The sequence below is a fragment of the Paraburkholderia sp. RAU6.4a genome (assembly GCF_050435625.1).
Classification (GTDB): Bacteria; Pseudomonadota; Gammaproteobacteria; order Burkholderiales; family Burkholderiaceae; genus Paraburkholderia; species Paraburkholderia tuberum.
This window is the reverse complement of the sequence record NZ_JBNDKQ010000002.1, coordinates 1,070,929-1,082,521: the sequence shown is the minus strand read 5'-3', so window position 1 is coordinate 1,082,521 and position 11,593 is coordinate 1,070,929. Positions and strand designations below refer to the sequence as shown.

Below are 11,593 nucleotides of genomic sequence, written 5' to 3'. Positions count from 1 at the left end.
TTAAATGCCGTGTTGATTCCTCGTGCATGGGTGCCGATGCCTGCGCAACTTGAGCAAAGAGGTTTTCACGGGCAGCGCAGCAAGAATTGCATCGGGTGGATACGTCATATCAAGTTCCGCTCAACGATGAAGATAGCTTCTTGCGTTGTTGCGTTCGCGCGGGCGAGGCTCGATGAATGAAGTCCCGGCCAGTTGCTCCGATTCGCGGTAGTCCCGCATCTTATCGCGTGCGCGAGCGGGGCGTGTGCAACTTGCCGTTGCAATGTTTCGTAGCGCGTGCGACGCATCGCGCCGCGCGAATGTGCCGCTTGCTCGACCGCACTCGATATGTGTTTCGCGCCAACATTGTTTCGCGCCAACATTTGACGTTGTGTCAGCGATCCGATATACTCTTTTCTCTCTGACGCGGGGTGGAGCAGTCTGGCAGCTCGTCGGGCTCATAACCCGAAGGTCGTAGGTTCAAATCCTACCCCCGCAACCAAACGCATCAAGACTTCCAGCCGGTTTGTGTATCCCGTGTGCGTTGCCCCGTTTCACCGTTAGGGCAAACTGAGGGCAAGACCGGCTGATTTTAGGCGAAGTCGTATCAAACTGGAACCCGCCCTGTGCGGGTTTTTTGTTGCCTGTTGATCCAAGGCTCCCATCCCGGCATTTCTCTGTTACACCATCGAATAGCTAGTGCGCGCGCGGAATCGACCAGGTGCGCCGCTCTTTGTCGATTCGCAGAAACAAGTTTTCAATCCGCTTGCGCGTATCGCGGATTTGGCAAACTGGCACAACGTTTTTAAACCAGTCCACATCGTCCCTATGCTTATTTTTTTTGGGCCGCAGCCGTACCGGCTCACCACGGTCGTCTGTGGTCCACAGTGCATGGATGTTGTCATTGCGAAGGGTCAGAAGTTCGCGTGCCTCAGCAAGTAGCTCGGAAAAGACGCTTGCTTGCTCCTCGGAAAGCTTGGCTTGTGCGAGCGGCTCGTAGTGCTTACAGAAATCATTGAATTTCTTCTCTTTGACGATCTGGATGCGCATGCCTGCGGTGAATCCCTCACCGCACAAATCCTTACCGCAAAGCTTGAATAAATATTCGACGCGGCCCCACGCAACGAGCAGGCCGCCGAGTTCCTCATGAAACCCGGTGGGAAAATCATCTTTCAAGGGGCAGTCTTGCATGGCAACTCGCATCAGAGAGTGCTTTCCTCAGTATGGCACGCGCCAGGCAAACTAGCGGCAAGGTGACTGTGCGCTGGACCTACACGGGCCGGAGGTTCCTGCCGGGCGGGGCTTGAGGCGTGATTTCGAGCGTTCCCTCGTCGCGACCATCGGGGCCGCGCATGCGCGGCGCGGGTGTCACGGCGTTAGAAAATGGCGGATTCGGATAGGTGCCAGAGGGGTCGGCGGGCGTCACGGTGTCGGCGTGGATGCCGAGCGATTCAAGCGGCACCGCGACGCGTTGCAGCGCGAGCGGCGTATCGGTGAAGGGATCGAAAGTAATGAAATATTCGAGTTCGAACGCCATACGCATATCGGCGATATGCACGCGGCCGGTAGCGTTCAGCTCCATCGTGCTTTCGATGGTCGATACACGTTGAATGTACGCGAGCAGATCGCGGCAGGTCAGTAACGCGCATTCGATCTGGTCGCATAGCGCCTCGCAGGTATCGCGCGCGGCGGCCACGCTGGTTTCCTGCACCCGGCCGGTAACGTCGAGCGTCGCTGTTGCGGTGAATGCGGGCGGTTCCTGTCCGAGCGCTTCCTTCCGGTCGCTCAGGCAGTCAACGAGAATGCACGGATAACATGCGGTTGTAGGCCAGTCGCGCGGCGTGTACACGCGATCGGCGGCGGTGGTCTGCGCGCGGCGTAGCACGTCGGCCGCGATGTCGCGCAGCAACGAGCGGTAAAGCATGGCGAGCGGTACAAAGCGGCTACAACGCGGCGGCGTCGATCCAGTTAAGCATGAGCTTTGCCGCGCCGTGCTCATCGAGTCTCACTTCCTGCACTTCGTACGCGTTGCCCGTTCGATCCACTGTGAGCGCGTCGCCCTGTTGCGGCGGCGAGTCGCCGAATTCAACGAGCCGCACCCCACACATGGGGCGTTCGGTCGTGTACGCGAGCACGTCGCCTTGCGGGATCAGTTCGCGATACGCTTCATCAAAGATGCCGTTAATCGCGAGCGTTTCGCCGCTCGCGTGCGCATAGGTGACGCCTTCGGCGAATTGATCGAACAGGGGCGAGAGGATATGGCCGTCGAAGTCATCGGGAACGGCAAGCGACATCGAGGCGAACCGTTAGCGCTTTGTCTTTACGGCAGGGCCGTCCGTGCTTTCGAAGGTTGGCCCCTGCGTGCGTGCCTTCTCTTCGTCTTCGGCCTGCGTCGCGTCACGATCTGGCGCAATGAAGCCACGCGCGCGAAGGCGCGCAACGTCTGCGGCCGCAAGCGTGACGGACTGGCCCGCCGTGTAGCTCTTGCCGTCGTGGCGGATCAAGCGCCCGCGCGCAACCGTTACCGTTCCGGTTGCGCCGCCTTTGGCGCTATCCTGCGTTGCGGCCAGAGGCTGCGCGCCGCTCGCGCCCGCACCGGCTTTCGAAGTCGTGTTCGGAGTGTTCATGGCTCAGTCCTCTTCGGCAGCGCATACGGTCGCACAAAGCGCGGCATTGACGCGCGAGGGAATGACAATGGGCGCGCTCTGCATCATGAGGAAGCGCTGCGGCGGATCGTCCGCAATCCACATTTTCGGCGCGTAGGGCAACGCCTGATAATTGAATTTCGGGTCAATGATCTGGCCGAATGCGCGTGTACCCATCAAATCGGGACCGGCCATGATGACCACCCCATCGGGCAACATCGGTTGTTCCACGTCGTTGTCGTCCACGTACCAGTCGTTATAGACCCAGAGCGAATATTGACCCCAGCGGCCCTTGTACACCGCGCCCGTAGTGATCCGCGCGCCGGGGTCCACCGCGTTGCCGAAATCGGAAAGCTTCGGATAGTAGACGGCGGCTTTTACGCGTTCGTCTGCAATGAAGTATTCCCACGGCGAGGTCGTAAAGATGAGGTCTGTGACCTGTCCCCCCGCGTCACAATGGTTGTCGCCTGGATAAAATTGGAATCTGGGGGCGATAAAGAGAGAACAAGTTGGCGCGTTACGGAAAGACATTCAAGGACAGGGCAGTGGCGCGGTTGCTGCCGCCGGAGAGCGCATCAGTGGAAGAGGTTGCGCGAGAGATCGGTGTGGGCGCGCAGACGCTGGAGCGCTGGCGCAGTGATGCGCTGTCCATGCCCGCTCGCGAGCGGGCCTGGACAGCGGCCGCGCGTTTCGAAGCGGTGTTGAGCACGGCAGCGATGGACGAGACGGCCCGCAATGCGTGGTGCCGCGAGCATGGCGTGTATCCGCAGGAACTGGCGCAGTGGCGGCAAGCGGCCACGCAGGCGCTGGCCGAGCCCGAAGAGGCCCGTGCGAGTCCACAGCAGACGAAGCAGGACCAGCGTCGCATCAAGGAACTGGAACGCGAACTGCGGCGCAAGGAGAAAGCACTGGCCGAGGCAGCCGCATTGCTGGTACTGTCAAAAAAACTCGGGGCGATCTTCAACACGGACAAGGGCGAGGACGAATGATCGGCCTCGAAGATCGCCAGTTCCTGGCCCGGGAAATCGATTCGGCAAGACTGGCTGGCGCACGGTTGCGCCTGGCCTGCGAGGTGGCCGGAATCGACGTGCGTACCCTGCAGCGCTGGAGGGCCAATCAAGGGCTCGTCAAGGGCGACGCCAGGCCCGGCGCGATGCGCCTGCTGCCCGCGCACACCTTGAGCCCGCAGGAGCGGGCAAACGTGCTGCGCGTAGCCAGCGAGCCGCGCTTTGCCGACATGCCACCGGCGCGCATCGTGCCGATGCTGGCTGACGAAGGCGTGTATATCGCCAGCGAATCGACCTTTGCACGCGTGCTGCGCGAGCATGGGCAGATGAGGCGCCGTGGCCGTGCCAGAACTCCTCCGAGCGGCCGGCCGCCGACCACGCACGTTGCAACCGCGCCGCGCCAGGTGTGGTGCTGGGACATGACCTATTTGCCGGCAACGGTCACAGGGCGATGGTTCCACCTGTACCTGATTCTGGACCTGTACAGCCGCAAGATTGTCGGCTGGGAGGTGCACGACAGCGACGCGGCCGAACACGCTGCTCATCTCGTACGTCGTACGGCGCTCTCCGAAGGCATTGCCGCCCTTGAGGCCCGGCCGGTGCTGCACGGCGATAACGGGGCGACGCTGAAGGCCACGACCGTGCTGGCGATGCTGCACTGGCTGGGCATCAAGCCGTCGTACTCGCGCCCCCGGGTCAGCGACGACAACGCCTATGCCGAGGCGCTGTTCCGAACCGCGAAGTACCGGCCGGAGTTTCCGGTCACAGGCTTCGAGGACCTGAACGCTGCTCGCACCTGGGCTGCCGGCTTCGTGCAGTGGTACAACTTCGAGCATCGTCATAGTGGCATCCGCTACGTGACGCCTGCGCAGCGTCACGCCGGTGACGATCGTGCGCTTCTCGCCGCTCGGCATGCACTGTACGAGAGGGCCCGCGAGCGCAATCCGGCCCGCTGGTCACGCCACACGCGCAACTGGACACCGGTTGGTGCCGTGACGCTTAACCCCGAACGCGACTCAGTCGTCGAGATGGCGTCGATCAGCGCAAATAAACAGCCTCTGGCTGCATGAGTGAGGCGACAACTTGCTTGACGCGCGCCGGCACTTCACCGGCCCAGCGTTCCGCACGCGCGGCGAGTACTTCGAGCTTGACTTCCTTACCCGCGCGCACGCGGTACGGTAGCCCGGCCTGGGTGTTCCACCACACCTGTTTAAGCGTTTCGTCTACGCGCGCGCGTAGCCATTTCGCGGCGATTTCGGCGGGCCGGTCTTTCGCCCACGGGCTGTAGAGTTTCGAGGCCGTATCCCCTGCGTGCCTGTTCTCTACCGCCCACGCGCCACACTGCGGGCACCGTGCGCGATAGACCGCGTACAGGTCCGACGCCCACCAGTCCCACACAGCCGAAATCGCCGCGGCGGGGTCGGCGTTCGCATCGAGCGCGCCATGCGCGCTTGTAGTCTTCGAGCGGTTCGCGCGCCAAGCCGCAACATACGTAAGGCGCGGTCTGATGCCAGCGCACGGTAGCGAGCGCACGCAGGCGCTGCGTTTCACTCCACGCAGCCCCGCATGCCTCGCAGTAAATCGGCGCGCGGTCTTCGGCAGGTGGCGCGATTCGTCGGCCGGATCGCGGGACCATTTGACGTGATCGAAGAACGAAAGAAACTGCCTATGTCCGCAATGCGGGCACACCACCGACGCGCGCCGTTGATCCGATTCACTGTACGCGCTCGCGATGCGGCTTTGCTCTTAGATAGTTGGCGAACACGCGCGAATGCTTAACCAGTTGCTGAAAGTCGCGGTGCGCTCTTCAGCCAGCGCGATCGGCTCGCCATCGCGCGTCAGCGGGTATTTGTCGATTTCATCCGAGAGCACGACACGCACGGGGCGGCGCGCGAGGTTATCAGGCGAACCGGCACCGGCCAGCGCAAGGAACCCGCCCGGAAACGACTTGAAGAGAAGCGTTTCCTCGCTGTTGCGCATGCGGCGAGTGCCGATCAGGTCCCGTAGTACAGGCGTGGCGCGCACCATCGGCGCGATACGCTCTTTGGAAAACTGTTCCGCCGCGTCTTCCTTCGGTTGTAGCAGCAGCATCGGGCACGGATCGAGATGCGCGAAATAGCCCACCGCTTACGCGTGTACGGCATCCACATCTGGGCGTGTTGCGATGGTCGCAAACGTGGCACGCGATGCGCCTTAACCTGCACACGGGCGCAAAGCCGCGTGACGATCTGGCGTTCGATGGCGTCACGTTCGGCAAGCATCGCGATGCCCCCGCGCGAAGGCGGCACGGTTGCATTCGATGCGCGGGCCCAGTTGCATCCGCGTACGGAAGCGGTAACGGCGAAACTCGCCGCGCTACTCAAACACGAAGTACCGGCCACGCTTGACGCGAGCGAGGCAGCCGACGAAAGCGAGGCCGGCGAGTAGTCACCATGTTGCGAAGCGATACAGGGCCGCGCCTCGCGCGCGAGTCCGGCCGCTGCGCTGGAGAATCTGCGATGTCTTCGAGGAATGCAAAGTTGCGCGAAACACTGCGCATGGGGGTTCCGCCTTCGCCTGACGAAGACGGCGAAGAGGTAATCGAGTGGCGGCCCGACTGGGGGAAGAATTGCGAAGCGTGCGGGCAAACGCCTTGCATGGCTGGCGTGAGCGGCGGCGTTGTGGTTATCGAGGCGACGCACTGCGCCGAATGCCTCGATACCGATGCCTCGGCGCCGCTCGCGATCGGTAGCGGCTATTGAAGATGCGCGGGGGCCACCATGAACGCCGCCGCGCGTGCCGATGTTTTCCCGCCCGCCGTGAAGCCGCCGCCGAAGAAAACGCCGCCGAAGGACGCGCCACCACTAACGATAGACGAATTTTGCAAGCGCTACGCCCTGAGCCGTTCGCATTACTTCGAGTTGAAACGCCAGGGGCGAACACCCGCCGAAATCCGCGTCGGGCGCAAGATCGTGATAACAGCCGCCAGTGCCCGCGTATGGGAACGGCGGATAGCCTTGGAGCAGAAAGGCGCGCGAGCGGCGCAGGCGAACGGCTAGCCATGCCACGCACGAAAAAAAGCCTGCATCGCGCGGGCTTTTACTTGTGGCGCAAGGCTTCAATGCGTTAGGCATCTGTAGCGCTGTTCGCGAGGTCTATTGTTCTCTTTAGCCCGCGTTGGCGCTTCAAATATGCTTTGTAGTCCCAGAGAGTAGTTTCGAGTTCGAACGGTGCGAGATGGTAGGCATTTCTCACCGCGTCAGCTAGCTTGCTTGCTTCTAAACCCATTCGCAAACAAACAGCCTGGCAAGCGCCGTGTGCCTCACGTTCGCCGCTTAGGTTCTGTTCGAAGGCAATGGAGTGATTCGCGGATTCAACTTTGAGGCGAAACGACAAAACCTGGGTGAGTAGCGGTCTTTCGAACACAGAGTAGTCGCCGTCCAGGGGAAAGGCCGCGAGTTCCGGCAAGTTTTCCAGCTTCGTTCCTATTGCGCCGTTCGAACCATCGTAATTCTTTGCATCCAGCAAGCTACTGGCACACGCTACGGTGAAGTGTTCTAGTAGAAAGGCGATCCGAAGAGCAAGATATTTCAGATCACGTGTGATTTTTGCCGCTTCACGCCTCGCGATCAAAAAGTGTGTTAGCGACGCGCCAACGCTGGCACCAACGACGGCACCAAGTAGCGATGCAAGCGGTGTTAACCAATTCATAAGTAACCCGGTAACTTGTGGGGACATTGTACGGCCCAAAAGAAAGCCCGCTTCGCGCGGGCCTTTCGACAGTTGGGAGCCTGTGCCACCGGCCTTAGCTCAGTTAGGGTTCTTCAGGTATGCCATGACCCCGGTCGTAACACCGCCGAGAACACTGGCAACGACCGGGCTTTCCAGCAACTTCACGAGGAGCCCTTTGGCCGCTTCCTTTTCTTCATGTGCCGCCGACGATTGTTCGATCATCTGTACAAGGCCCTGAAGGCTGCCCGCAATGTGCTGGACGTTATGATCGCCAATCTGGATGCCCTGTGAATTGTTGATTGTGATGTTCGGTGCGGCCTTCGGTTGAGACTTGTGCAGGAGCGACGCATCCTTTCGCAGCTTAAGCGACCAGTGAGGTCCGATAGCGGCCAGTCCGTGCGAGAAGTTGGACTCCAGAATCAAGTATGTTTCCTCGCCTAAGCCTGGCAACATCCGAATCAATGTCCAGCCTTCGCGGCCCTGGAAGGACGTGTCGTAAATACTCGCAACATGGGTCGAGTTCTTCGAACCGACCGCCGTCTTATATGGCCCAAACCGCTCCCCGTCGGAAGACTGAACGTAGACCGTATCGTTTTGCATATGGGCGAATGGATTATTCATGTGGCATAAAAATTGATTGTTAGCGAACCAATGAATTTATCAGCATTCAACCTTGGTGCGAGCGCGACCAGGAAAATTTGGCACAGACGCAGTAACGCCTACGTTGGACGGCGCGCACGCGTTACTTCAGCCATGTCGAAGCGCCTACGCAGCAAGCCGTGGCACGCTCGCAACCTGCGTAATCTGGGTCATCTGCGGCCCGCCGAGTTGCAGCGCGGCGACGGCGCGTAACTTGTTGTTCGGCGCGAGGTGCGCGTAACGCATCGTCATTTCGAGCGACGCATGGCCGAGCAGATCGCGCACGATATAGAGGTCAACGCCACTTTGTGCGAGCCACGATGCAAACGTATGGCGCAGATCATGCCAGCGGAATGCTTCGATGCGCGCCGCCTTGAGCACGGCGGCAAACGATTTTTTTGATGCACTGGATAGGCTCGCCGGATTCACTCGCGAATGCCATCGTCGCGCTCGGCGCATCGCCCGACTATACGAAGGTCGATCAACTCGCGCAGGCGCTGCTTGCGGCGCTCGCGCATCTCGCCGTTTCTATCAGATATGAAGACGTGATCGGGACGCCTGCGCCGCTCGGATTCACGCCCGTGGAGCAAGGCGGCGGCGTGAGCCAGGGGGCGAACAAGGTCCATATCGGATGGCGAACCAACGGGAGCGGGCTGGGTGTCACGGTTGACCAGACCGACGAGGGCAACGTGGTCTTCGAGGCTGAGCTGCAGGGCAACGTCAGCAACCTGCAAAACAACATCAACAACGTGAACAACGCGGTGAACGATCTGCGGGGTCAGGTGGGAGGGGCATGGACACCGGCCAACCTGCAACCGCTCAGCGGAAATGGAATCGGGTGGGTAGCGTTCATTGTGCGTGCAGGCGATAGCAGCCAGTCCGCGCCGGAAGGTACGGTTGCAGCGCTGCCGGGGCGCCCCGGAACGTGGCTCTGCAGCGGCAATGCGGCCGCTGCAGGCGACTATTGGTGCGTATGGACGAGGATCGCGTGATGGACATTGTTGCTGCCAGGAATCCCGCATGGGCCGACGCGGAACACACCGGCATTCGTTGCGAGGTCCACTTCGAGCGTTTCGACAACTTCATGCCATTCATCGCCATGCCGGACGATCCGCACGAGCACGGTCGCGACATTTTCGAGGCGTGCCTCGCGGGGGACTTTGGCGATATCGCCGACTTTGTACCGGGTGACGGGGAATGACATGGATCGCTACTGGCAGGCCAACGCGGTCGAGAATGCGCCCGAAACACCCGCAGAAAATACAGGGGGCTTTCCGGCCAATGGCAATCCGGCGGCGGGTATTACCGGGACCGTCCCCGGCGAATGGTGGTATCACGCGATTACCGAGGAACTGCGCAACGCCATCATCGCGCTTGGTGGAACTCCGGACTTCACGCAGGTCAATCAGCTTGCCGATGTTCTGGTTGAATCGTTCGCAAAGACCGTCAGCACCGTTTCTGAAAGTCTCGCCGCAGTTGCACTGAGCGGCAGCTATCACGACCTGACAGACCAGCCTGTCATTCCCGCCGCACAGGTCAATGCGGACTGGAACGCAGACAGTGGAATCGCCGCGATCCTCAACCGGCCTGCGATTCCTGCTGCGCAGGTCAACGCCGACTGGAACGCAGAATCCGGTGTCGCCGCGATCCTCAACAGACCGGAAATTCCGCAGCCGACACGCGGCTCGACTCTGCTTGCGGTCACTGTCTATTCGGTTGTGGAGCAAAGCGTCACGTTCTCGGCCGGCTCGCCGGTCATCACATGCTCGCTCCATTCGCCTCTCACCGGATCGCCGGTGACGTTCAGCAGTACGGACTCGTTACCGGGCAGCATTGCGCAGGGCGCGACCTATTTCGTGGTTCAGGTGTCCGCCGACCAGAGCACGTTCCAGATCGGCACTGATCAGGGCGGCGCGGCCATATCGATGACCGACGCGGGGACGGGTACGCACTCGATTGCGAATCCGCCGTGGCGCAAGTCGGATCATGATCCGGCCGTTGTGGAGACCGCGATTCAGGCCGGTGGCGGATCAGGCGGCATCGCGAGCCGGACGTCCAACGCGGGTACGGCGACAGGGGGCGGCGCGGGCGGCTATGGGTGGCTGCGCCGCTTGGCTGCCAGTCTGCCCGACGAGCTTCCAATTATTATCGGCGCGGGCGGCATCGTACCGGCCTCGGGTACCTCGGGTAGCCAGGGCGCGAATACCTATCTGGGCGACCCGCTATCACCCGTTGCCTACGCGACCGGTGGTGCAGGTGGCACCGGTTCGGCGACAAATGCCGGCCTCCTGGGTGCGCCCGGTGGGACCGGCGTCAACGGAGACCTGAACGTCCGCGGTGAGGGTTCCCTGCCGGTTGTCAGCACGACGATATCGAACTACACGCCAGGCGGAAAGTCGATGTACGGCATTGGCGGGATGGGCGGCCTATATGGTCCATCAGGGGCGACCCCGGTTCATGACGCTTCGGGTCGGGGAGCGGGCGGCGGGGGTGGAACCGGCCTGACAGGTTCGTACAACGCTGGCAATGGCAGCGACGGGCTGCTGATCATGTGTGAGTACAGTTGATAAGGACCACAGCGCGGACGGTAGACGCCTACCTGTCGCGCAGGAGAACTCCATCATGCTACGCGTTGCAATGACCCTGATCGTTCTCGCGGTCCCGATGCTGACGGCCTGCACCGTGATTTACATCGAAGGCAACGCAAACACCGTGAGCGGCATTGAAGGTCATACAGGGACGGTGAAAGTCCCTTCGAGCCTTCGCGACGGCGCACAATCCCAATAATCGTCAATGCTGAGGTATCCGTTTATAATCGGAATGCCGTCAAAACAGCGACGGCCAGGCTTGGCAGCCTGATTGCTAAACCCGCACGCCTGCCCAGGCAGGTCGTGCGTCTGTCTCTGCACGTCCATTTCAATGGGCGGGCCGTGGCGGGGAGGCCTTCGGGCCTGCCGGTCTGGTTTAGCGCCGGTCTGCCAACCTCGTCATCGTGCCCGCTCACCACCTCCCTATGTGTCCGGGCGATCCTTCATGATAACCAGGACCGCGCATGACCAAACCCACCAGAAAGCAGCAATCTCCCACCCGTCCCCCTGTAGACGCTCTCCAGTATGAACGTCTCGCGCTTGCCGCCTTCCATCTTTGCGACCGGCAGGGGCAGCAACTCCGACATCTGATTACACTTTCGACCTCGATGTTCAGGAGTCCTGCTGTGACTGTCGAGGAAAGACACGAACACCGCAACCTGCTGGAGCTGATGATCCAGATCGGCGAGAACTACCACGCGACCAACCGCTGCGATCAGGAACTGTTCACGGTGCTGGCACTCGACGCCAAGGGGCTTCCCAACCGCCAACTGACACCGGCGGACGCGGTAGCGCTTCTCGCTGACGCTACGCAAGGCGTTAACGGGAAAGCTGCGGCTGCGAGCGCAGATGCGGCCTTTGTGAGCAGAGTCGCCTCGTAGTTACTCCCTGTTCAACCTCTGAATACTGTTCGCCCAAACGGTCTTTTTTCTATCCCAAAAAAAACAGGAATCCTATAAATAGTCCGGCAGTGATTTACCTCTGCATTTCGCATAGCCAGGGTCAGGTTCAGGAGGGCCATTTC

The 11,593-nt window shown here is 61.1% G+C and carries 18 protein-coding genes, 1 tRNA gene and 1 pseudogene; 10 read left to right on the top strand and 10 right to left on the bottom strand.

Features of this window, described 5'->3' with window-relative positions:
* Positions 1-404: 404 nt before the first annotated feature.
* Positions 405-481: transfer RNA gene (locus OKW40_RS09695), tRNA-Met, on the top strand.
* A 194-nt stretch (positions 482-675) separates the two neighbouring features.
* Here OKW40_RS09695 and OKW40_RS09690 read toward each other — a convergent pair.
* From OKW40_RS09690 to OKW40_RS09670, 5 genes are all read right to left on the bottom strand, one after another.
* Positions 676-1,170 carry a hypothetical protein gene (locus tag OKW40_RS09690; protein WP_184069089.1) on the bottom strand — a complete coding sequence of 165 codons (495 nt, stop codon included), beginning with the start codon at positions 1,168-1,170 and terminating at the stop codon, positions 676-678.
* Positions 1,171-1,249: 79 nt separating this feature from the next.
* On the bottom strand, positions 1,250-1,903 hold the full coding sequence (locus OKW40_RS09685) for a hypothetical protein (RefSeq protein ID WP_429489473.1): 654 nt from the start codon (positions 1,901-1,903) through the stop codon (positions 1,250-1,252).
* Between the two features lie 19 nt (positions 1,904-1,922).
* Positions 1,923-2,273, bottom strand: a complete 351-nt coding sequence (locus OKW40_RS09680) for a head-tail joining protein (protein ID WP_429489472.1) — start codon at positions 2,271-2,273, stop codon at positions 1,923-1,925.
* 12 nt (positions 2,274-2,285) lie between these two features.
* A complete protein-coding gene (locus tag OKW40_RS09675) occupies positions 2,286-2,606 on the bottom strand; it encodes a hypothetical protein (RefSeq protein ID WP_429489470.1) in 321 nt (106 codons plus the stop codon).
* A gap of 3 nt (positions 2,607-2,609) precedes the next feature.
* Complete coding sequence (locus tag OKW40_RS09670; RefSeq protein WP_429489468.1) at positions 2,610-3,155, bottom strand: major capsid protein; 546 nt, start codon at positions 3,153-3,155, stop codon at positions 2,610-2,612.
* On the opposite strand from OKW40_RS09670, the gene OKW40_RS09665 reads away from it, so the two are divergent.
* Positions 3,134-4,701 (top strand): IS3 family transposase gene (locus OKW40_RS09665; RefSeq protein WP_429489466.1). Its coding sequence is split into 2 segments (ribosomal slippage): positions 3,134-3,572 and positions 3,572-4,701, totalling 1,569 coding nucleotides; the frame shifts between segments, so codons are not numbered across the junction. The genes OKW40_RS09670 and OKW40_RS09665 overlap by 22 nt on opposite strands.
* Here the strand turns inward: OKW40_RS09665 and OKW40_RS09660 are convergent.
* Together OKW40_RS09660 and OKW40_RS09655 are read right to left on the bottom strand one after the other, a co-directional pair.
* Positions 4,670-5,164: a terminase gpA endonuclease subunit gene (locus tag OKW40_RS09660; protein ID WP_429491939.1), complete on the bottom strand. Its 495-nt coding sequence runs from the start codon at positions 5,162-5,164 to the stop codon at positions 4,670-4,672. The genes OKW40_RS09665 and OKW40_RS09660 overlap by 32 nt on opposite strands.
* Positions 5,165-5,251: 87 nt before the next feature.
* Positions 5,252-5,755: pseudogene (locus OKW40_RS09655) on the bottom strand (phage terminase large subunit family protein); the annotation flags it as partial.
* Positions 5,756-5,869: 114 nt separating this feature from the next.
* Between OKW40_RS09655 and OKW40_RS09650 the strand changes: the two are divergent.
* The 3 genes from OKW40_RS09650 (at position 5,870) to OKW40_RS09640 (ending at position 6,669) form a co-directional block, all read left to right on the top strand.
* On the top strand, positions 5,870-6,058 hold the full coding sequence (locus tag OKW40_RS09650) for a hypothetical protein (RefSeq protein WP_184069049.1): 189 nt from the start codon (positions 5,870-5,872) through the stop codon (positions 6,056-6,058).
* A 71-nt stretch (positions 6,059-6,129) separates the two neighbouring features.
* Positions 6,130-6,372: a hypothetical protein gene (locus OKW40_RS09645; RefSeq protein WP_184069053.1), complete on the top strand. Its 243-nt coding sequence runs from the start codon at positions 6,130-6,132 to the stop codon at positions 6,370-6,372.
* 18 nt (positions 6,373-6,390) lie between these two features.
* On the top strand, positions 6,391-6,669 hold the full coding sequence (locus OKW40_RS09640) for a hypothetical protein (RefSeq protein WP_184069056.1): 279 nt from the start codon (positions 6,391-6,393) through the stop codon (positions 6,667-6,669).
* Positions 6,670-6,736: 67 nt separating this feature from the next.
* On the opposite strand, the gene OKW40_RS09635 is transcribed toward OKW40_RS09640, so the two are convergent.
* The 3 genes from OKW40_RS09635 to OKW40_RS09625 all read right to left on the bottom strand — a co-directional run bounded on the left by OKW40_RS09635 (position 6,737) and on the right by OKW40_RS09625 (position 8,362).
* Positions 6,737-7,321: a hypothetical protein gene (locus OKW40_RS09635; protein WP_184069059.1), complete on the bottom strand. Its 585-nt coding sequence runs from the start codon at positions 7,319-7,321 to the stop codon at positions 6,737-6,739.
* Positions 7,322-7,420: 99 nt separating this feature from the next.
* Positions 7,421-7,963 carry an RIP homotypic interaction motif-containing protein gene (locus tag OKW40_RS09630; RefSeq protein ID WP_184069062.1) on the bottom strand — a complete coding sequence of 181 codons (543 nt, stop codon included), beginning with the start codon at positions 7,961-7,963 and terminating at the stop codon, positions 7,421-7,423.
* Positions 7,964-8,107: 144 nt separating this feature from the next.
* The gene (locus tag OKW40_RS09625; protein ID WP_311734944.1) at positions 8,108-8,362 is read right to left on the bottom strand and encodes a tyrosine-type recombinase/integrase; all 255 of its coding nucleotides are present in this window, start codon (positions 8,360-8,362) and stop codon (positions 8,108-8,110) included.
* A gap of 20 nt (positions 8,363-8,382) precedes the next feature.
* On the opposite strand from OKW40_RS09625, the gene OKW40_RS09620 reads away from it, so the two are divergent.
* The 5 genes from OKW40_RS09620 to OKW40_RS09600 all read left to right on the top strand — a co-directional run bounded on the left by OKW40_RS09620 (position 8,383) and on the right by OKW40_RS09600 (position 11,450).
* Entirely contained in the window at positions 8,383-8,973 is a 591-nt protein-coding gene (locus tag OKW40_RS09620) for a hypothetical protein (RefSeq protein WP_429489465.1), read from the top strand.
* Positions 8,955-9,182, top strand: a complete 228-nt coding sequence (locus OKW40_RS09615) for a hypothetical protein (protein ID WP_184069069.1) — start codon at positions 8,955-8,957, stop codon at positions 9,180-9,182. Before OKW40_RS09620 ends, OKW40_RS09615 begins: the two co-directional genes overlap by 19 nt.
* A gap of 1 nt (position 9,183) precedes the next feature.
* Entirely contained in the window at positions 9,184-10,548 is a 1,365-nt protein-coding gene (locus OKW40_RS09610) for a hypothetical protein (RefSeq protein WP_429489463.1), read from the top strand.
* Positions 10,549-10,603: 55 nt separating this feature from the next.
* Positions 10,604-10,768: a hypothetical protein gene (locus OKW40_RS09605; RefSeq protein WP_184069073.1), complete on the top strand. Its 165-nt coding sequence runs from the start codon at positions 10,604-10,606 to the stop codon at positions 10,766-10,768.
* A 265-nt stretch (positions 10,769-11,033) separates the two neighbouring features.
* The gene (locus OKW40_RS09600; RefSeq protein ID WP_429489461.1) at positions 11,034-11,450 is read left to right on the top strand and encodes a hypothetical protein; all 417 of its coding nucleotides are present in this window, start codon (positions 11,034-11,036) and stop codon (positions 11,448-11,450) included.
* Positions 11,451-11,593: the final 143 nt, after the last annotated feature.